16 protein-coding genes are annotated in these 20,710 nt (G+C 65.1%); 11 read left to right on the top strand and 5 right to left on the bottom strand.

Going from position 1 to position 20,710, the window contains the following annotated elements:
• The first annotated feature begins 127 nt into the window (after window positions 1–127).
• From JQ507_24040 to JQ507_24015, 6 genes are all read left to right on the top strand, one after another.
• Window positions 128–901, top strand: a complete 774-nt coding sequence (locus tag JQ507_24040) for an ABC transporter ATP-binding protein (protein QRI68004.1) — start codon at window positions 128–130, stop codon at window positions 899–901.
• Between the two features lie 5 nt (window positions 902–906).
• The gene (locus JQ507_24035) at window positions 907–1,611 is read left to right on the top strand and encodes an ABC transporter ATP-binding protein (protein ID QRI73486.1); all 705 of its coding nucleotides are present in this window, start codon (window positions 907–909) and stop codon (window positions 1,609–1,611) included.
• Between the two features lie 187 nt (window positions 1,612–1,798).
• A complete protein-coding gene (locus JQ507_24030; protein QRI68003.1) occupies window positions 1,799–2,680 on the top strand; it encodes a branched-chain amino acid ABC transporter permease in 882 nt (293 codons plus the stop codon).
• A complete protein-coding gene (locus tag JQ507_24025; protein ID QRI68002.1) occupies window positions 2,677–3,687 on the top strand; it encodes a branched-chain amino acid ABC transporter permease in 1,011 nt (336 codons plus the stop codon). Before JQ507_24030 ends, JQ507_24025 begins: the two co-directional genes overlap by 4 nt.
• Window positions 3,653–4,588: a polyphosphate kinase 2 family protein gene (locus JQ507_24020; GenBank protein ID QRI68001.1), complete on the top strand. Its 936-nt coding sequence runs from the start codon at window positions 3,653–3,655 to the stop codon at window positions 4,586–4,588. The genes JQ507_24025 and JQ507_24020 overlap by 35 nt, the downstream gene beginning before the upstream one ends.
• A 178-nt stretch (window positions 4,589–4,766) precedes the next feature.
• On the top strand, window positions 4,767–5,849 hold the full coding sequence (locus tag JQ507_24015; GenBank protein QRI73485.1) for an ISAs1 family transposase: 1,083 nt from the start codon (window positions 4,767–4,769) through the stop codon (window positions 5,847–5,849).
• Window positions 5,850–6,044: 195 nt separating this feature from the next.
• Here JQ507_24015 and JQ507_24010 read toward each other — a convergent pair whose 3' ends face one another.
• The 3 genes from JQ507_24010 to JQ507_24000 form a co-directional block, all read right to left on the bottom strand.
• Entirely contained in the window at window positions 6,045–8,252 is a 2,208-nt protein-coding gene (locus JQ507_24010) for a hypothetical protein (protein QRI68000.1), read from the bottom strand.
• Window positions 8,253–8,665: 413 nt separating this feature from the next.
• Complete coding sequence (locus JQ507_24005; GenBank protein QRI73484.1) at window positions 8,666–9,748, bottom strand: ISAs1 family transposase; 1,083 nt, start codon at window positions 9,746–9,748, stop codon at window positions 8,666–8,668.
• A gap of 172 nt (window positions 9,749–9,920) precedes the next feature.
• Entirely contained in the window at window positions 9,921–10,286 is a 366-nt protein-coding gene (locus tag JQ507_24000; protein ID QRI67999.1) for a nuclear transport factor 2 family protein, read from the bottom strand.
• A gap of 745 nt (window positions 10,287–11,031) precedes the next feature.
• On the opposite strand from JQ507_24000, the gene JQ507_23995 reads away from it, so the two are divergent.
• The gene (locus JQ507_23995; protein QRI67998.1) at window positions 11,032–12,591 is read left to right on the top strand and encodes a 2-isopropylmalate synthase; all 1,560 of its coding nucleotides are present in this window, start codon (window positions 11,032–11,034) and stop codon (window positions 12,589–12,591) included.
• A gap of 190 nt (window positions 12,592–12,781) precedes the next feature.
• Window positions 12,782–12,970, top strand: a complete 189-nt coding sequence (locus JQ507_23990) for a hypothetical protein (GenBank protein ID QRI67997.1) — start codon at window positions 12,782–12,784, stop codon at window positions 12,968–12,970.
• Window positions 12,971–12,982: 12 nt separating this feature from the next.
• Here JQ507_23990 and mobA read toward each other — a convergent pair whose 3' ends face one another.
• Both mobA and JQ507_23980 read right to left on the bottom strand, forming a co-directional pair.
• Window positions 12,983–13,600, bottom strand: coding sequence for a molybdenum cofactor guanylyltransferase MobA (mobA, locus tag JQ507_23985; protein ID QRI67996.1), 618 nt, complete (start codon window positions 13,598–13,600; stop codon window positions 12,983–12,985).
• Window positions 13,593–14,477, bottom strand: a complete 885-nt coding sequence (locus JQ507_23980) for a formate dehydrogenase accessory sulfurtransferase FdhD (GenBank protein ID QRI67995.1) — start codon at window positions 14,475–14,477, stop codon at window positions 13,593–13,595. The genes mobA and JQ507_23980 overlap by 8 nt, the downstream gene beginning before the upstream one ends.
• Before the next feature lie 184 nt (window positions 14,478–14,661).
• Between JQ507_23980 and JQ507_23975 the strand changes: the two genes are divergently transcribed.
• From JQ507_23975 to fdhF, 3 genes are all read left to right on the top strand, one after another.
• Window positions 14,662–15,915: a molybdopterin molybdotransferase MoeA gene (locus tag JQ507_23975; GenBank protein QRI67994.1), complete on the top strand. Its 1,254-nt coding sequence runs from the start codon at window positions 14,662–14,664 to the stop codon at window positions 15,913–15,915.
• Between the two features lie 200 nt (window positions 15,916–16,115).
• Window positions 16,116–17,828 (top strand): NAD(P)H-dependent oxidoreductase subunit E, encoded by a 1,713-nt coding sequence (locus tag JQ507_23970; protein ID QRI67993.1) that lies wholly within the window; start codon window positions 16,116–16,118, stop codon window positions 17,826–17,828.
• 36 nt (window positions 17,829–17,864) lie between these two features.
• Entirely contained in the window at window positions 17,865–20,651 is a 2,787-nt protein-coding gene (fdhF, locus tag JQ507_23965) for a formate dehydrogenase subunit alpha (protein QRI67992.1), read from the top strand.
• The last annotated feature ends 59 nt before the right edge of the window (window positions 20,652–20,710 follow it).

The following is a 20,710-nucleotide window of genomic DNA, read 5'->3' as shown; positions in this document are numbered from 1 at the left end:
AACAAAAAATGCAGTGCACAATCTCCGGGAGGGATTCATGCGGGTCACCAAGGCTGCGCGTCGGCGTGTTGCGACACGTCGGCATCGCCGATAGGCGCCGGCTCATCGCGCTGCGAAAGGGATCGCCGTGCTCGCCGTCGAAGGCCTGGTCAAGCGGTTTGGCGGCTTTCGAGCCGTCAACAACGTGTCGTTCCGCGTCGAGCAGGGCGAGATCCTCGGCCTGATCGGCCCGAACGGTTCGGGCAAGAGCACGATCTTCAACATGCTGTCGGGCACCTTGCCGCCGACCTCGGGCTCGATCCTGTTCGACGGCCGCGAGATCGCGGGGCTCGCGCCGCACCGGATCATCGTCGGCGGCATCGGCCGTACCTTCCAGATCCCGCGGCCGTTCCATCGCCTCAGCATTTTCGAGAATGTCGCGCTCGCCGGCTTCTACGGCCAGGGCCGCCACAGCCGCAGCAAGGCGGAGGCGGCGGCCGAGCGGGCGCTTGCGATGGTCGGCCTGCCGACCGATCGGCACAGCAGCGTCGAGGGTCTGGGCGCCGCCGGCCTGAAGAAGCTCGAGCTGGCAAAGGCGCTCGCCACTGGGCCGAAACTCCTGCTCGCCGACGAAAGTCTCGGCGGGCTCGACGAGGCCGAGATGGACCAGGCTGCCGACATGCTGCGCCGGATCCGCGACGAGCTCGGCATCACCATCATCTGGGTCGAGCACATCATGGGCGTGTTGATGCGCGTGGTCGACCGCGTCATGGTGCTCGATCACGGCGAGAAGATCGCCGAAGGCCTGCCGGCCGACATCGCCGGCGATGCCCGCGTGATCGAGGTCTATCTCGGCACCGATGCGGATGCGAGCCTTGCGGCGGCGGCCGCGGCGCAGGCGCGCCGCCGGATCGGGGCGTGAGCCGCATGCTGGAGCTGAAATCGATCGATGCGGGCTATGGCAGCTTCCAGGCTTTGTTCGACGTCAACCTTGACGTCAGGGCGGGCGAGGCGGTCGGCGTGATCGGCCCGAACGGCGCCGGCAAGACCACCCTGATGCGCGTGATCTCCGGCCTGATCCGCCCGGTCAGGGGCTCCATCACGATGCAGGGCACCGACGTCGTCGCGACGCCTGCGCATCGCATCGTCAGTCTCGGCATCGCGCATGTGCCTGAAAATCGCCGGCTGTTTCCGCGGCTCACGGTGGCCGACAATCTGAAGATGGGCGCCTACATGCAAGGCGCCCGCGCGCATTACGCCGAGCGGCTCGACTTCGTGTTCGAGCTGTTCCCGCGCCTCAAGGAGCGCCTGCAGCAGATGGCCGGCACCATGTCGGGCGGCGAGCAGCAGATGTGCGCGATCGGCCGCGCGCTGATGTCGAACCCGAAACTGCTGCTGCTCGACGAGCCGTCGGCCGGCCTCGCGCCGGTCGTGGTGCAGCAGGTGTTCGAGCTGGTCAAGCGCATCCGCGCCGCAGGGCTGACGGTGTTGATCGTCGAGCAGAACGTGCAGCAGGTGCTGCGCGTGGTCGACCGCGCCTATCTGCTGGAGGCCGGCACGATCCGCGCCGCCGGCACGGCGGCGGAACTCGCGGCAAGTGACACCATCAAGCAGGCGTATTTGGGGGTGTAGGACGTGCTGACAATATCGGAAAGTGTTGCGGCATCGGCGGTTCACCTCTCCCCCTGTGGGAGAGGTCGGATCGCATCGCCAGATGCGATCCGGGTGAGGGGGCACGCTCTCTCGTGGGACCTGTTGCCCTCACCCGGCGCTCCGCGCCGACCTCTCCCCGACGGGGAGAGGTAAGAGAGAGGCAGCCATGCAATCCTTCCTCGACATCTTCGACATCTACCTGCTGGAGGCCGTCATCAACGGCATTCTGCTCGGCGGCGTGCTGGCGCTGCTCGCGCTCGGGCTCAACCTCATCTTCGGCGTCATCGACGTCACCTGGATCTGCTATGCGGAGCTCGTGATGATCGGGATGTACGGCATGTACTATCTCGTACAGGTGTTCCATCTGCCATACTGGGCCGCCGCGCCGCTCGTCATCCTCTTGGTGGCGTTGCTCGGCGCCGCGCTGCATTTCCTCGTCATTGCGCCCTTGCTGACCGCGCCGCCGATCAACCAGCTGCTCGCCACCGGCGGCGTGCTGTTCATCCTGCAAAGCTTTGCCACCGTCGCCTTCGGCATCGACTTCAAGAATCTCGGCATCCGCCTGCCGGTGCTGGCGCTCGGCGAGATGAATTTCAGCTACGCCCGGCTGCTGTCGTTTGCCGCGGCGCTGGCCGGCATGATCGGCGTCTATCTGTTCCTGACCCGCACCTTCACCGGCACCGCGATCCGCGCCATCGCACAGGACCGTCAGATCATGCCACTGATGGGCGTCGATCCCAAGCGCATCTATCTCGTCACCTCGGCGATCGGCGGCGGGCTCGCCGGCCTCGCGGCCTGCCTTCTGGTGCTGCAATACGACGTGCATCCGTTCGTCGGCCTGTCGTTCGGGCCGATCACCTTCCTGATCTGCGTGCTCGGCGGCCTCGGCAATTTCATCGGCGGGTTCGTCGCCGCCTTCGTGTTCGCCGAGATCATCTCGCTCGGCGGCCTGTTCTCCGATCTCGAATGGGGCTACGTGCTGGCCTTCGCCTTCTTCATCGTCATGATGTTCATCCGGCCTGCGGGCCTGCTCGCGAGGCGCTCGTGAGCAGGCAGGCTGCCGGCTGGATCATTGCACTCCTCGTGCTCGTCGCGCTGCCCTTCGTGCACCGCGATCCCTATCATTTGCATCTCCTGGTGCTGATCCTGATCTGGTCGTTCGCCTACACCTCGTGGTCGATCATGGGCCGCTTCGGCCTGGTCTCGCTCGGCCATGGCGGCTTCATGGGGATCGGCGCCTATGTCACCGCGTTGCTCTGGAACCATCTCGGGCTGTCGCCCTGGATCGGGATTCCCCTGAGCATGGCGACCGCGGGCGGGCTCGCGCTCGTCGTCGCCTATCCCTGCTTCCGCTTCCGCATCACGGGGCACTATTTCGTGCTGGTGACGCTCGCGCTGTCGGGCATCGTGTTGCAGGTCATCACCGCGACCCGCGATTATACCGGCGGCTCGCTCGGCTACACGCCGCAACGCGCGCCGAGCGGCAAGGGGCTGTTCGCGCTGCAATTCGACGACAAGATCACCTGGTACCTGATCGCGCTTGCGGTCTGGGCCTTCGGCCTCGTGATCTGGCGCGCGATCGACCGCAGCATGATCCGCCACGCCATGGAGGCGATCTCGGAGGATGAGGACGCGGCTGCCGCGGCCGGCGTCAATGTCACCGCCGAAAAGCTCAAGATCACGCTGATCAGCGCGCTGATGACCGCGCTTTCGGGGGCGCTGTATTGCCAGTACCAGATGTTCATCTCGCCCGACACGGTGAGCGGGATTGCGGTCTCCCTGCAGATGGTGTTCGCGGCGATCGTCGGCGGCGTCTATGTCGCGCTCGGGCCGACGGTCGGCGCCGTCATCACCATCGTGCTGGCCGAGGTGCTGCGGATCTCGTTCGGCACCAAGGCGGTCGGCTGGGACAACCTGGTCTATGGCGTCCTGCTGGTGCTGTTCATCATCTTCCTGCCCAAGGGCATTCTTGGTAGCGTGATCGACCGGATCAAATCGCCACGCAAGCCGCCGAGAGGTCATGAACAACAAACCGTCCCCATCGCTCGCCGATGAACTGAAACCCTTCGTTGCGCCGTTCCGTTTCGACGGGAGTGGCGAATTTCACCTCAAGTCGTACCCGACCGCCGAGAAGGGCGGCATCGACAAGGACGCCGGCGGCAAGATCATCGAGGCCAACCGCAAGCGGCTCAACGATTTCCAGGAGAAGCTCTACGCCCAGGACCGCTGGTCGCTGTTGCTGATCTTCCAGGGCATGGATGCCGCCGGCAAGGATTCAGCGATCAAGAGCGTGTTCGAGGGCGTCAATCCGCAGGGCTGCGAGGTCTCCTCCTTCAAGCAGCCCTCGACCCGCGAGCTCGACCACGACTACATGTGGCGCGCGATGATCGCGCTGCCGGAGCGGGGCCGCATCGGCATCTTCAATCGCTCCTATTATGAGGAGTGCCTCGTGGTGCGGGTGCATCCCGAGGTGCTGGACAAGCAGAAGATACCGAAGAAGCTGGTGACCAAGAACATCTGGCGCGAGCGCTTCGAGGACATCTCCGCGATCGAGCGCTATCTGTCGCGCAACGGCACCATGATCCTGAAGTTCTTCCTGCACGTCTCCAAGGAGGAGCAGCGCCGGCGCTTCCTCGACCGGCTCGAGGAGCCGGCCAAGTACTGGAAGTTCTCGATGGCCGACATTTCCGAGCGGCAGCTTTGGGCCAAATACCAGGCCGCCTACCAGGACATGATCCACCACACCGCGACCAGGGACGCGCCCTGGCACATCGTGCCGGCCGACCACAAATGGTTCGCCCGTGCCGTGATCGGCTCGACCATCGTGAGCGCGCTCGACCGGCTCGATCTGAAATTCCCCGTGGTCGGCAAGGCCGATCTGAGCGAGTTCAAGCACATCCGCGCGGCGCTGGAAGCCGAAGGCAAGGGCGGCGCGGCGGAGAAGAAGGCGAAGTAGGACGTGAAAAGCGGCGGCGTTTTTCTCGCGCTCGTGCCCCGCCACGTAAGGTAAGCACACTCGTCCGGCTCCCTCCCCCCTTGCGGGGTAGGGGAATCGCATATGGCGATGGAGGGGTGTTGCCAAGCGGTTGGAACTGGATTCTTTGGGTGTCTCTCGCTTCCCGAGGGAGACCAGAATGCGCCAACTCAAGCGCCTGCTTCGACCACTCAAGGACCCCCGCGCCAGCAACGTGCGGCACGATCTGGTGGAGATCATCGTCATCGCCTTGGCGGCGACACTGGCCGGCGCCAAGACCTGCACCGAGTTCGAGTTCTTCGGCAAAGGCCGAGAGGAGCTGTTGCAGCGGTTCCTGGAGCTCAGATCCGGCATCCCCAGCCACGATACGTTCAGCAACGTCTTCCGTGCTCTGGACCCGAAGGGGTTGGAAGCGATTTTGCGCAAGCTCAGCAAGGGCTTCGGCATCAAGGGCGTGGTCAGCATCGACGGCAAGGCGTTGCGCGGCGCCTTCATGCGTGGGCGGCAATCCACACCGCTGCATATGGTCAATGTCTGGGCGGCAGGCACACGCATGGCGCTGGCTCAAAGGAAGGCCCCCAATCGCAACGAGGTTGCCGGCGTTCTCGAAGTCCTCGCCTCGCTCGATCTGGACGGCGCTCTTGTCACTGCCGACGCCTTGCATTGCCGGCCCGATGTCGCGCAAGCCATCCGCGACCGGAAGGGCCACTACGTTCTGGCCATCAAGAGCAATCGCGGCCGGCTCTTCAAGGCCGCCAAGGCGTTGCTCGACACCGCCCGACGGCCTGCGCGAGCAAGCCAGCGAAGAACCGCCGCCCACGATCGCATCGAGCGCCGGCAAGCCATCATCGTGCCGGCACCGCAATTGGCGAAGCAACATGGCTTCCCCGCTATCGTCGCGGTCGGCCGCATCGACAGCTGGCGCGCAACTGCCGGCAAGCCTGCCAAGCGGACGGCCCGATACTTTCTGGCTTCGCGGCGGCTGCCAGCCAAGAAGCTGCTCGACGTCGTCCGCGCCCACTGGAGCATCGAGAACAACCTGCACTGGGTTCTCGACGTTCTGTTCGACGAGGACGCTTGCCGCAGCCGCAAGGACCACGCCCCGGAGAACCTTGCCGTCATCCGCAAGCTCGCCATCAACGCCCTGCAAGCCACGCCAGGTCCAGCGCGAACCAGCCACAAAATGCTCCAGGCAAGATGGAGCAACGACTTCCTTCTCACCGTCCTGGCCCATATGCGATAGCCCTACCTTGCGGGGGAGGGTGGGGAGAGGGGTGGCCCCGGGCGAGATCATCGAGGCGAAGTGTTGCCTTTGCAATCTTGATCGCGTCGTCGAAAGACAAATCGAGAGAGTCCCCGTGTGGTACCCCTCTCCCTAACCCTACCCCGCAAGGGGGGAGGGAACCCTTCTGCTGTTGCGTCCCTTACTCGCCCCACGCTAGCCCTTGCGCGAGGGCATCCAGGCGGACAAGAGGTAAAAGCCGATCGCCACGATCAGGAGATAGCGGAAGCCGAGCAGGGTCGAGCACGACTCGGCGAGGCCGCCGATCACGGAGCCCGCGATGTTGGATCCGAACGCCTGGTCGGGATTGGCCTCGTCGCGGAAGGTGCGGGCGAAGATCACGCCGGCGAAGAACATCGGGCCGAGCGCCAGCGCGCACGGGATCACGTAGCGCCAGACAATGCCGCCGCTCAGGAAGGTGTCGAGCGGCACCAGCACCGAGACCGCGAGCAGCAGCAGCAGCCCGGCATAGTGCCGCACCAGCCGGGTGGACGGCACCTTGATCACATACAGATTGGCGGCGAGGATCAGCAGCAGCGCGGTGAAGAACACCGCCGAGTTGACCAGCCAGGTGCTGCCGAACAGCAGTGCCATCTGCACCACCGCCTTGGTCTCGAGCAGCATGAAGGCCGCGCCGAGGAAGAACATCCGGTTGTTCGGCCGCCAGGCGCCCTTCGGCTTGAACAGATAGACGAGGCCGAGCCCGAGCACGCCGAGCAGGATCATCGAGCGAACGGTGAGGTCGGGGATCAGCCGCCCGCTGACATAGAGGAACGGCCAGTCGTCGCTGGTCGATTGCCTGGCGCCTTCATTGTCGACCACCAATTTCGCCGGCGCCAGCGGCACCCAGTCGCCGCGCTGCGTGGTTGCCTTGTCTTTGGCTTTCTCCTGCGGCTTGTCGAAACCGTCGACCGCGAGGTTCTCCGGCGGAATGCTGTTCAGCCAGAACTTGCCGCGGTCGCGGAACGCGGTGGAGATGCGGGGATTGCAGCCCGCGATGATGGTGGTGAAGCCGACCGCTTCCGATGACGTCAGGGTTTCCTTGTAGGGCAGCGGCAGCACCAGCGGATCGCAGCCGAACACCTGCTTGGCCATCTCGGCGACGCGCTGCACGATCCAGCCCTGGCGGTAGTAGTTGTACATCACGAAGATGCCGTCCTGCTTCAGCACACGGCGGACGTCCTGGAACGCCTGTTCGGTGAACAGGTAGCTTTCGAGACGGATGTTGGCATAACCGCTGTGCAGGATCAGCGAGTCGACCAGCGCATACACCACGAGATCGTATTTGCGTTCGGTGGTGCGCAGGAAATGCCGGCCGTCGTCGAGATGCGGCACCACCCGCGGGTCCTGATAGGGCTTGTCGGGATGGTTGTGGATGCCGATGTCCTGGATCGCGGGATCGATCTCGACCGCATCGACGCGCTCCACGCCGAAGCGCAAGGCGTGCGCCAGGTCGTTGCCGGAGCCGGCGCCGATGATCATGACGTCCTTGAACGGCGCGCCGCCGCTGTGCTGCTGCAGCAAATGGATCAGCGAATAGGACGAGCCGCGTTCGCTGAACGGCATCATTTCCTGATGGCCGATGCTGTTGACGGTGATTTCGCCGCTCTTCTTGTTGAGGTCGACGGCGTAGTAAGGCGACCAGCGGATGTCATGGTTGCCGGAACGATCGGTGTAGAATCCGGTAAATCCGACCACGAAGATGATCGTCACGAGGCGCAGCAGCGACAGCGCCTTGTCCTGATAGAGCAGATAGGCGATGCCGGCGCAGCTGATGCCGAACCAGACCACCGGCGGCGCCTGTGCGAACGACAGCAGCGAGAACCCCACGATGCCCGCCAGGCTGCCGCCGATATTGAGCGAATAGCCGGCGACGCGGTTCGGGTAGGCATCGAAGGCGCGGCCGAGCGTCTGGCCGAGGCCGACGAACATCAGCGCGATCAGCACGAAGAACAGCCCGGCGATCGCCTCGATCGGCACCACGAATTTGGCGAGATCCGGGTTGCGATATTCGGTGCCGAAGAACACCTCCTGCGGCGAGGCCTGATGGCCGACGTCGACTGCGAACTCGCCCCACTGGAAATACAGCACCATGATCGTGGCCACGGCGGCGAAGGTCACGAGCGCGAGCCCCGGAAACAGCGCAAGCCAGTTGGTGGTCCGCCGCGCGGCAAGGCAGCCGCAGGACATGCCAAGGAAGGCCGCCAGCAGCACGATATTGGTGAAGAATTGCAGGAAGACGACCTTGGCCGAGAACCAGCGGATGCAGGCCAGCTCGAGGAACAGGATCAGGAAGCCGACGAGGAAGAGATTGAAGCCGGCTTGTCGCTGATTGGGCCCTTCGGCCACGTTCGTCGCGGGCATGATCGCTATATCTCCTTAACCAAACAGGTCGCGCCCTAACATCCGGCCGCCGCCGGCACCCTAAAGGCAACCCGTTGAGCAAAGATTGACTTCGGCGGCCGCGCACGCGCGATGGTTGTCGCCGGTCGAGATCATGCCTGATGTCATGGTGTAGGAAGGGTTTTCGCGGTGCGCGTCCCGGCGCACGTGTGACTACGCCGCTCAGCGTGTTCAGTCTGCCTGCGAACGTGAGGTGAGCACCCTCGGCGGCTCCCTCCCCCCTTGCGGGGGAGGGTGGGGAGAGGGGTGAGCCCCGGGCGAAGGTCATCGAGGCGAAGCGTTGCGTCTGCAATCTTGATCGTGCGTCGTTGCAAAAAGTCGAGAGAGTCTCCGTGTGGCCACCCCTCTCCCTAACCCTCCCCCGCAAGGTAGGGCTATCGCATATGGGCCAGGACGGTGAGAAGGAAGTCGTTGCTCCATCTTGCCTGGAGCATTTTGTGGCTGGTTCGCGCTGGACCTGGCGTGGCTTGCAGGGCGTTGATGGCGAGCTTGCGGATGACGGCAAGGTTCTCCGGGGCGTGGTCCTTGCGGCTGCGGCAAGCGTCCTCGTCGAACAGAACGTCGAGAACCCAGTGCAGGTTGTTCTCGATGCTCCAGTGGGCGCGGACGACGTCGAGCAGCTTCTTGGCTGGCAGCCGCCGCGAAGCCAGAAAGTATCGGGCCGTCCGCTTGGCAGGCTTGCCGGCAGTTGCGCGCCAGCTGTCGATGCGGCCGACCGCGACGATAGCGGGGAAGCCATGTTGCTTCGCCAATTGCGGTGCCGGCACGATGATGGCTTGCCGGCGCTCGATGCGATCGTGGGCGGCGGTTCTTCGCTGGCTTGCTCGCGCAGGCCGTCGGGCGGTGTCGAGCAACGCCTTGGCGGCCTTGAAGAGCCGGCCGCGATTGCTCTTGATGGCCAGAACGTAGTGGCCCTTCCGGTCGCGGATGGCTTGCGCGACATCGGGCCGGCAATGCAAGGCGTCGGCAGTGACAAGAGCGCCGTCCAGATCGAGCGAGGCGAGGACTTCGAGAACGCCGGCAACCTCGTTGCGATTGGGGGCCTTCCTTTGAGCCAGCGCCATGCGTGTGCCTGCCGCCCAGACATTGACCATATGCAGCGGTGTGGATTGCCGCCCACGCATGAAGGCGCCGCGCAACGCCTTGCCGTCGATGCTGACCACGCCCTTGATGCCGAAGCCCTTGCTGAGCTTGCGCAAAATCGCTTCCAACCCCTTCGGGTCCAGAGCACGGAAGACGTTGCTGAACGTATCGTGGCTGGGGATGCCGGATCTGAGCTCCAGGAACCGCTGCAACAGCTCCTCTCGGCCTTTGCCGAAGAACTCGAACTCGGTGCAGGTCTTGGCGCCGGCCAGTGTCGCCGCCAAGGCGATGACGATGATCTCCACCAGATCGTGCCGCACGTTGCTGGCGCGGGGGTCCTTGAGTGGTCGAAGCAGGCGCTTGAGTTGGCGCATTCTGGTCTCCCTCGGGAAGCGAGAGACACCCAAAGAATCCAGTTCCAACCGCTTGGCAACACCCCTCCATCGCCATATGCGATTCCCCTACCCCGCAAGGGGGGAGGGAACCCGCCCGCTGGTGCGTCCCTTACGTGTGCATGCAACTGCGCCGGAGCGCGCCCAGCACGCTTCACGCCGCAGCTTCTCCGAACACCATCTGCCAGCCCTTGCGCGTGTCCATGTATTCGCGCACCTGCTTGATGCGGCCGACCTCGACCTCGACCACGAAGCAGTAGTCGTTGTCGTAAGTCCGGCCGCCGGGCAGCGTGGCGCGCATGCGTTCCTCGACGATGACGCTGTCGCCGTCGGCATGAACCGCGCGGAACGCGATGTCGATCTCGGAGAACGGGCGGTGCATCTCGGTCGAGATGAAGCGGGCGATCGCCTCCGCGCCGATCATGTGATCGGTGTGATCGAGCGCGATATCTCCGGGGCTGATTGATCGGTTCGATCCAGGTCGGCGCGGCGGGACGTGCTGGCCGGAATCGGACCTCATCACCGCCGGCCCCTTTGCCGGATCGCGCGACGCGCCAGTGTCCGACCATGCTTCGAGGTCTGCAATGCGGCGCGGCTGCGGCGCAACCCGCGCTATATCGCTGGCCGATGTGAGGTGAGCCCACCGGTTGGGCTCGGCTCGCCTTGCTGGGGTCCGATGCGAGGCGCTTGAATGATTTCGGAATATTAGAAATGTAGCCGTGAGTTGCCCGACGCGTCAAGTGCCTTGTCCAACGCCGGCGGCCGCCCGCTCCCCTTTGCATGGGGTTGTTTTGCGAGATTTGGCCAAGCGTGGCTGCGGCGGTCGCCCGAGGGGAGGAGAGCCCCCCGCTTTCGCGTCCCTGATGCGCCAAGCTGTCTCGCCACGTTAGGTCAATCCCCCTGACCATCTTTACCCATTGCGGCGGCTTGCCATAATCGTCTAGAACGACGGCGCAAAGCGCGTCCCGGCAACCAACCGTCAATGGTTTTGACCGAGGGTTTTGGCGCTCAACAGGGTCTGGCAATGCTGATTCGCGGCCAAATCGATGGGATTTCGGGGGAGGTGGCCCAGGCTACCGCCACGATCCCGGCCGCGCGGCCCACCCTGCTTATTGGCGGCCTGCTTCTTACCTGCCCCTGAGGGCCGGCTGGGCATCTGTGCCTGGGCACTCAGGGGTTTGTACGAGATCACCGGACCCTGATAATCGCCCAACCAATCGCTCAAGCAGCAATGACGGGCGCAAAAGCTCAAAGGAATTTCTGACATGGCCACCGCTGATAAGTCCGAAAAGGACCGCGTCATCATTTTCGACACCACCTTGCGCGACGGCGAGCAGTGCCCCGGCGCCACCATGACCTTCGAGGAGAAGCTCGAGGTCGCCGAACTGCTGGACGACATGGGCGTCGACGTCATCGAGGCCGGCTTCCCGATCACCTCGGAAGGCGACTTCCAGGCGGTCAGCGAGATCGCCCGCCGCTCCAAGAACTCGGTGATCGCGGGCCTGTCCCGCGCCCATCCGGCCGACATCGACCGCTGCGCCGAAGCCGTCAAGTTCGCCCGCCGCGGCCGCGTCCACACCGTGATCGCGACCTCGCCGCTGCATATGCGCGTGAAGTTGAACAAGACCCCCGAGCAGGTCATCGAGACCTCGGTCGCGATGGTCGCCCGCGCCCGCAACCAGATCGACGACGTCGAATGGTCGGCCGAGGACGGCACCCGCAGCGAGATGGACTATCTGTGCCGGATCGTCGAAGCCGTGATCAAGGCCGGCGCCACCACGGTGAACATCCCCGACACCGTCGGCTACACGGTGCCGGAGGAATACACCCACTTCATGCGGACGCTGATCGAGCGGGTGCCGAACTCCGACAAGGCGATCTTCTCGGTGCATTGCCACAACGACCTCGGCATGGCGGTCGCCAACTCGCTGGCCGGCATCGTCGGCGGCGCGCGGCAGGTCGAGTGCACCGTCAACGGCATCGGCGAGCGCGCCGGCAACGCCGCGCTGGAAGAGATCGTGATGGCGATCAACGTGCGCAACGACAAGTTTCCGTACTGGAACAAGATCGACACCACGCAGCTGACCCGCGCCTCCAAGGTGGTATCGGCCGCGACCTCGTTCCCGGTGCAGTACAACAAGGCGATCGTCGGCCGTAACGCCTTCGCCCATGAGAGCGGCATCCATCAGGACGGCGTGCTGAAGGACGCCTCGACCTACGAGATCATGCGGCCCGAGATGGTCGGCCTGAAGCAGTCCTCGCTGGTGCTGGGCAAGCATTCCGGCCGCCATGCCTTCATCCACAAGCTGGAGGAGATGGGCTACAAGCTTGGCGCCAACCAGCTGGAGGATGCCTTTACGCGGATGAAGGCGCTGGCCGACCGCAAGAAGGACATCTACGACGAGGACATCGAGGCGCTGGTCGACCAGGAGATGGCGGCCGCCCACGACCGCATCAAGCTGACCTCGCTGACCGTGATCGCCGGCACCCATGGCCCGCAGCGCGCGACCATGAAGCTCGACGTCGACGGCCAGATCAAGATCGAAGAGGCCGAGGGCAACGGCCCGGTCGATGCCGTCTTCAACTGCATCAAGCGCCTGGTGCCGCACGAGGCCAAGCTGGAGCTGTATCAGGTCCACGCGGTGACCGAAGGCACCGACGCGCAGGCCGAGGTCTCGGTGCGCCTGGCGCATGAAGGCCGCTCGATGACCGCGCGCGCGGCCGATCCGGACACGCTGGTCGCGTCCGCCAAGGCCTATCTCGGCGCGCTGAACAAGATCGTGATGAAGCGCCAGCGCGACGAGCCGGCGGCCGCCGCGAGCTGACGGACAGGCACGATCGGCAAGTTGAGACGCGGCGCTTCGGCGCCGCGTTTTGTTTGGAGGGATTGCAGGGCGGATTGACGAACGCAGCGGCTTCTCCAGTCGTCCACCCGCGATGATGTGACCCACGTCACGGTAGCTCAAATCCAATCGACGTAAGCCTCCGCCGCAGTCTCAAACAGGAGCAACGGCGATGGCGAATCTCAACGCAACCGAACTGAGCCTCGATCAGCTGGATGACGTCGCGGGCGGCATGAAGTGGGACCAGAATCATGTCAGCGAGAACGTGATTGACGCAAGAGGTGGATCCACCACGGCATGGGGATGGACCTTTACATATGACGCCGGCGGCAACCTCAGCGGTGTGAGCTTCACCGGCTAGGCACGCAGCCGCCTATCCGCCGTCCAGCGCGGCGAGACGATCGGCTTCCGCGATGTCTTCAACGGTGTTGGCGTTGAAGAACGGATCCAGCGGCTCGGTCGGCCATTCGACCGTTGCCAGCGGATAGCGCGCGGTCCAGCGATCGATCTTGCGCACATCCTCCTCGACCAGCGCATGGCGCAATTCGTTCCGCAGGCGCACGCTCCAGAGGCCGATCACCGGATGGGTCTGGCCGCCGGATGAGGCGACTGCGAGCTCGGCATTCTCGGCGGCGCGCGCCTGCTCCAGGCGTGCGACGAGATCGCGCGGAAGAAACGGACAGTCGCCCGCCGCGCTCAGCACCCATTTCGCATCCGGCCGGTTGGCCGCGGTCCAGTCGAGTGCGGCGAGGATGCCGGCGAGGGGACCGGGAAAATCGACGACATCGTCGGCTACGACCGGAAAGCCGAACGCGGCGAACCGCGCGGGATCGCCATTGGCGTTGATGATCAGCCCGCTGCATTGCGGCGCGAGTCGGTCGATCACCCGTTGCAGGATGGTGCGGCCCGCGATCTGGCGCATCGGCTTGTCGCCGCCGCCCATCCGCCGCGCGAGGCCGCCGGCCAGCAGCACGCCGGGAATGTCAGTCATTGTCGGTCTCGCCCTTGCGCTTGTGACGCATCGATTCCTCTTCGACATAGTCGAGGTTCTGGTCGTAGACGATCCGCTCCTGGCCGGACAGCGCGATGAAGCGCTTGCCGCGCGCGCGCCCGACCAGCGTCAATCCGACCTGCCGCGCCAGATCGACGCCCCATGCCGTGAACCCGGAGCGCGAGACCAGGATCGGGATGCCCATCCGGACCGTCTTGATCACCATCTCCGAGGTCAGCCGCCCGGTGGTGTAGAGGATCTTGTCGGCCGGATCGACATTGTGGCGGTAGATCCAGCCCGCGATCTTGTCGACGGCGTTGTGCCGGCCGACGTCCTCGGTGTAGCACACCGGCGTGCTCTCCTTGCACAGCACGCAGCCGTGGATGGCGCCCGCTTCCAGATACAGCGACGGCATCGTGTTGATGGTGTGCGTCATCCGGTAGAGCCAGGACGTTCGCAGTTCGGCCTTCGGCAGCGCGACCTTCTCGACGGCTTCGAGCAGGTCGCCGAACGCCGTTCCCTGGGCGCAGCCCGAGGTCTGCGTGCGCTTCTTCAGCTTCGCCTCGAAATTGGTGTGGTGCGCGGTGCGCACCACGACGACCTCGAGATCGTCGTCATATTCGACCTCGGTGACGACGTCGTCATATTTGAGCATGTTCTGGTTCAGCAGATATCCGAGCGCGAGGTATTCGGGATAGTCGTTGATCGTCATCATCGTGACGATCTCCTGCGCGTTGAGGTATAGCGTGAGCGGCCGCTCGACCGGCACCTTGATCTCGGTCCGCGCGCCGGTCTGGTCGACGCCGACCACGCGCTCCGTCAGCCGCGGATCGTCCGGGTCTGGAACAATGATGGGAGCGGTGGTTTTCGTGGTCACAGGTCGCAGTCCCGATGGGTTCACACGGCAATGGAGCTGGGGATATAAGCACGATCGGAGATGGACTGGCCACTTTCCGCCGCTCCGCCGGAACTGCCACTGATGGTCCGGCTTTAGAGATCACGCCGCAATTGGCGATCCGGCTTGAACACATCCTGTCGATGGCCGAGGATTGAGAGAGACGATGGCGCAGCTTTCCGACGACTGCTTCGCATTCGGCGGGCCGATGATGTCGGTCGACGAGGCCGTCGCGATCATCGCCGCGCGCGTCAAGCCGGTCGGCGAGACCGAGGCCGTTGCGCTGGTGGATGCCGACGGACGTATCCTGGCCGGCGACATTGCCGCGCCTCTGCCGCTGCCGCCATTCATGAACTCCGCCGTCGACGGTTATGCGGTATCGGGTGCGGACCTGCCGACGGATGGCGAGCGCGCATTTCCGGTCGCCGGACGCGTGCAGGCGGGTGCGCCGGCACAGCCCGCACGGCCCGGCCAGGCGGTGCGGATCTTCACTGGCGCGCCGATGCCCGGCGGCACCGATACCGTGTTCATGCAGGAGGACGTGCGGATCGACGACGCCGGCAATGTGATCCTGCCGCCCGGCCTGAAGCCCGGCGCCAATGTGCGGCCGGCCGGCGAGGACATTGCGCGCGGTGCTGTCGCGTTGGCATCGGGCCGGCGCCTGCGCCCGCAGGACATCGCCGTCGCCGCGGCGTTCGGGTTGAGCACGCTCGATGTGGTGCGAAGGCTGCGGGTCGGGGTGTTCTCCACCGGAGACGAGCTGGCCGCGCCGGGGAGTGCGCGTGCCGAAGCGCAGCTCTATGATTCCAACCGCTTCATGCTGATGGCGATGTTACGGCGGCTCGGCTGCGAGGTCGGCGATCTCGGCATCCTGCGCGACGAGCGGGCCGAACTCGCTGCGGCGCTCAAGCAGGTCGCACGCAGCTTTGACCTGATCCTGACCACCGGCGGCGTCTCGACCGGCGAAGAGGACCACGTCAAGGCCGGCATCGAGCAGGCCGGCTCGCTGGTGCTGTGGCGGATGGCGATCAAGCCGGGCCGTCCGGTGGCGATGGGCATCATCGACGGCACGCCGCTGATCGGCTTGCCCGGCAATCCCGTGGCGAGCTTCGTCACCTTTGTCCATGTAGTGCGGCCGACCGTGCTGGCGCTCTCGGGCGCGGTGCCGGCTCCGCTGCTGCCGCTGCCGATCCGCGCCGCCTTCAGCTACAAGAAGAAGAGCGGCAGGCGCGAATATGTCCGCGTTTCGCTGCGGCGGGCGGCGGATGGTGCGCTGGAGGCGACCAAGTTTCCTCGCGAAGGGGCCGGCCTGCTGTCGTCGCTGGTCGAGACGGATGGACTGGTCGAACTCGGCGAGACCGTCGTGCGGGTCGAGCCGGGCGATACCGTCGGCTTCCTCGGCTACGCCGATCTGCTGTGACGCGGTCGAGATCGCGCGGGTCGGGCGATCGCGCGATTGGAAAATCAGATCGCTCGATAGGCAAACATTAACAACGACCTGCGCGGCAACCCGACGCCGCTGGAGGCGTTCTAAATATGCTTGCCTGTGGCATGCCAGAGAATAGAGTTGGTGCAACAAGCGCGGTTTGTGCAAGAGCCAGAGGTTCCAAGGCGGGTTTCATGAGCGGAGACGACGTTCACAAGGTTCGCGCGTTCGAGCATCCCGGAGCCGGCCGAAAGCGGGCGAAAGCCACGCCCAAGGGACGCCAGGTCGACCCTGCCGCCGCGCATGAGATCGAGGCGCTGCTCTCTGACCGGCCGCGCCGGCGCGACCTCCTGATCGAGTACCTGCATCTGATCCAGGACAAGTACCATCAGATCTCGGCGGCGCATCTGGCCGCGCTCGCCGACGAGATGAAGCTGTCATTCGCCGAAGTGTTCGAGACCGCGACCTTCTACGCGCATTTCGACATCGTGAAGGAGGGCGAGCCTGACATCGCGCCGCTCACTGTGCGCGTCTGCGATTCGCTGACCTGCGCGATGCTCGGCGGCGAGCAGCTGTTGAAGGATCTTCAGTCCCGCGCCGGCCCCGGCATCCGCGTGGTGCGTGCACCGTGCGTCGGCCGCTGCGACACCGCGCCTGCTGCAGAGGTCGGCCACAACTTCGTCGATCATGCGACCGTCACCAATGTGCTCGCGGCGGCGAAGAGCGGCGATACCCATGTGCATCTGCCGCCCTACGTCGACTACGACGCCTATGTTACGGGCGGCGGATACCAACTGCTGGCGCGGCTGCGCTCAGGCGTGCTGCCGCGCGAAGACCTGCTGAAGGCGCTCGACGATGCCTCGCTGCGCGGTCTCGGCGGCGCCGGTTTCCCGACCGGCCGCAAATGGCGCGCCGTGCTCGGCGAACCCGGGCCGCGGCTGATGGCCGTCAACGGCGACGAGGGCGAGCCCGGCACCTTCAAGGACCGCTATTATCTCGAGACCGATCCGCATCGCTTCCTCGAGGGCATGCTGATCGGCGCGCACGTGGTGGAGGCGCCGGACGTCTACATCTATATCCGCGACGAATACCCGGCCTGCCGCGAGATCCTCGAGCGCGAGATCGCAAAGCTTCCGCCCGGTGGTCCGACCCTGCATCTGCGGCGCGGCGCCGGCGCCTATATCTGCGGCGAGGAATCCTCGCTGCTGGAATCGATCGAGGGCAAGCGCGGCCTGCCGCGGCACAAGCCGCCATATCCGTTCCAGGTCGGGCTGTTCGGCCTGCCGACGCTGATCAACAACATCGAGACGTTGTGGTGGGTGCGCGACATCGTCGAGAAGGGCGCCGACTGGTGGAAGAGCCACGGCCGCAACGAACGCCACGGCCTGCGCAGCTTCTCGGTGTCTGGACGCGTCAAGGATCCCGGCGTCAAGCTCGCGCCCGCCGGCATCACCTTGCGCGAACTGATCGACGAGTTCTGCGGCGGCATGGCCGACGGCCACACCTTGCAGGCCTATCTGCCGGGCGGTGCATCCGGCGGCATCCTGCCGGCCTCGATGGATGACATCCCGCTCGATTTCGGCACGCTGGAGAAATACGGCTGCTTCATCGGTTCGGCCGCCGTCGTCGTGCTCTCGCAGGCTGATGACGTCAGGGAGGCCGCGCTGAACCTGATGAAGTTCTTCGAGGATGAGAGCTGCGGGCAATGCACGCCCTGCCGCGCCGGGACCGAGAAGGCGGCGCTGCTGATGCAGCGACCGGTCTGGGACAAGGAACTGCTCGACCAGTTGAGCCAGGCGATGCGCGATGCGTCGATTTGCGGCCTCGGTCAGGCCGCCTCCAATCCGCTGACATCAGTGATCAAGTATTTTCCGGACGGCTTTCGTCCGCAGCAAGCCGCCGAATAGGCGGGCCGGGCAGGGCGAATTTCGACGAGGATTCGAATGAGCAACCATCAGAACTCCGGCCAGACGATCAAGTTCGAGCTCGACGGGCAGCAAGTCGAAGCGCGGGCCGGCGAAACCATCTGGCAGGTCGCCAAGCGTCAGGGCACCGAGATCCCGCATCTCTGCTATTCGCCCGCGCCTGATTATCGGCCGGACGGCAATTGCCGCGCCTGCATGGTCGAGATCGAGGGCGAGCGCGTGCTGGCAGCGTCTTGCAAGCGCACGCCTGCGGTCGGCATGAAGGTGAAGTCGGCGAGCCAACGCGCGGTCGCGGCGCAGAAGATGGTGATGGAGTTGCTCGTCGCCGATCAGCCGGCGCGCGAGACTTCGCACGATCCGGACTCGAAATTCTGGCACTGGGCCGAGAAGACCGGCGTCACCGAAAGCCGATTCCCGGCGGCCGAGCGTTGGCAGGCCGACACCAGCCACCCGGCGATGCGCGTCAATCTCGATGCCTGCATCCAGTGCGGGCTGTGCGTGCGGGCGTGCCGTGAGGTGCAGGTCAACGACGTGATCGGCATGGCTTATCGCAATCACGATTCGAAGATCGTGTTCGACTTCGACGATCCGATGGGCGAATCGACCTGCGTCGCCTGCGGCGAGTGCGTGCAGGCCTGTCCGACCGGCGCGCTGATGCCGGCCGTGATGCTCGACGACAAGCAGACCCGCGTCACCTGGCCCGACCGCAAGGTGGACTCGTTGTGCCCGTATTGCGGCGTCGGATGCCAGGTCACCTACGAGGTCAAGGACGAGAAGGTGATCTACGCGGAAGGCCGCGATGGGCCTGCCAATCACAACCGGCTCTGCGTCAAGGGCCGCTTCGGCTTCGACTACATCCATCACCCCAATCGCCTGACCAAGCCGCTGGTACGGCTGCCCGGCGTCAAGAAGGACGCCAACGACCAGGTCGATCCGGCCAATCCCTACACCCATTTCCGCGAAGCATCGTGGGAAGAAGCGCTCGATCTTGCCGCCGCGGGTTTGCTAAAAATCCGCGACGAGAAGGGTGCCAAGGCACTCGCCGGGTTCGGTTCGGCCAAGGGCTCCAATGAAGAGGCCTATCTGTTCCAGAAGCTGGTGCGCACCGGCTTCGGCTCCAACAATGTCGACCACTGCACGCGGCTGTGCCACGCCTCGTCGGTGGCGGCGCTGTTCGAAGGACTGAGCTCTGGCGCGGTGTCGGCGCCGTTTGCAGCCGCCGCTGATGCCGAGGTGATCTGGGTGATCGGCGCCAATCCGACCGTGAACCATCCGGTCGCCGCGACCTTCATCAAGAACGCCGCCAAGCGCGGCGCCAAGTTGTACGTGATGGACCCGCGACGGCAGACGCTGTCGCGCCATGCCACGCAGCACCTCGCCTTCAAGCCCGGCAGCGACGTCGCGATGCTGAACGCGATGATCCACACCATCATCACTGAAGGTCTCACCGACGAGCAGTACATCGCCGGCTACACCGAGGGCTATGACGACCTCAAGGCGAAAATCCAGGAGTTCACACCGGAGCGCATGGCGCCGATCTGCGGTATTCCCGCCGAGACGCTGCGCGAGGTCGCGCGCGCCTATGCCGGCGCCAAATCGTCGATCATCTTCTGGGGCATGGGCATCAGCCAGCACGTCCACGGCACCGACAATGCGCGCTGCCTGATCGCGCTGGCGCTGATCACCGGCCAGGTCGGCCGCCCCGGCACCGGGCTGCATCCGCTGCGCGGCCAGAACAACGTGCAGGGCGCCTCCGACGCCGGCCTGATCCCGATGTTCCTGCCGGACTATCAGCCGGTCGGCCGCGACGACATGCGCGGTGCCTTCGAGAGACTGTGGGGGCAGCAGCTCGATCCGGTGCGCGGGCTGACCGTCGTCGAGATCATGAACGCGATCCACGCCGGTGAAATCCACGGCATGTATGTCGAGGGCGAAAATCCAGCGATGTCCGATCCGGATCTGCAGCACGCGCGACAGGCGCTCGCCAAGCTCGATCACCTCGTCGTGCAGGACCTGTTCGTCACCGAGACCGCGTTCCACGCCGACGTCATCCTGCCGGCCTCGGCGTTCGCCGAAAAGTCCGGCTCCTTCACCAACACCGACCGCCGCGTGCAGCTGGCGCGCGAGGTGATCAAGCCGCCGGGCGATGCGCGGCAGGATCTCTGGATCATCCAGGAGATCGGCAAGCGGATGGGACTGCCCTGGAATTATGCCGGGCCAGGCGAGGTCTTCACCGAGATGGCCGAGCTGATGCCGTCGCTGAAGAACATCACCTGGGAGCGGCTGGTTCGCGAGGGCGCGGTGACCTATCCAGTCGACGATCCCGACAAGCCGGGCAACGAGATCATCTTCACGACCGGCTTCCCGACCGCAAGCGGTCGCGGCAAGATCGTGCCGGCCAAGGTGATCCCGCCGGACGAGCTGCCCGACGACGAGTATCCGATGGTGCTGTCGACCGGGCGTGTTCTCGAACATTGGCACACCGGCTCGATGACGCGTCGCGCGCAGGTGCTCGACCAGATCGAGCCCGAGGCGGTCGCGTTCATGACGTCGAAGGACATGCGCAAGAAGGGGCTCGTGCCCGGCGACTTCATTCGCCTGGAAACCCGCCGTGGCGCGGTCGAGGTCAAGGTGCGCGCCGACCGCGACGTGCCCGAGAACATGGTGTTCATGCCGTTCTGCTACGCGGAGGCGGCGGCGAACCTCTTGACCAACCCGGCGCTCGATCCGTTCGGCAAGATTCCCGAATTCAAGTTCTGCGCGGTCCGCGCCGAGAAGATCGATATCCGGACGGCGGCGGAGTAGCCATCCGGGATATGCAAGGTAAAGGGAGATCGGTATGCGAACGAACATCTTGGGAGCCC

Origin of the sequence: Bradyrhizobium sp. PSBB068 (assembly GCA_016839165.1) — a bacterium.
Taxonomy (GTDB): domain Bacteria; phylum Pseudomonadota; class Alphaproteobacteria; order Rhizobiales; family Xanthobacteraceae; genus Bradyrhizobium.
Note: the sequence above shows the minus strand (reverse complement) of the source record. Positions and strands in the feature narration are given on the sequence as shown.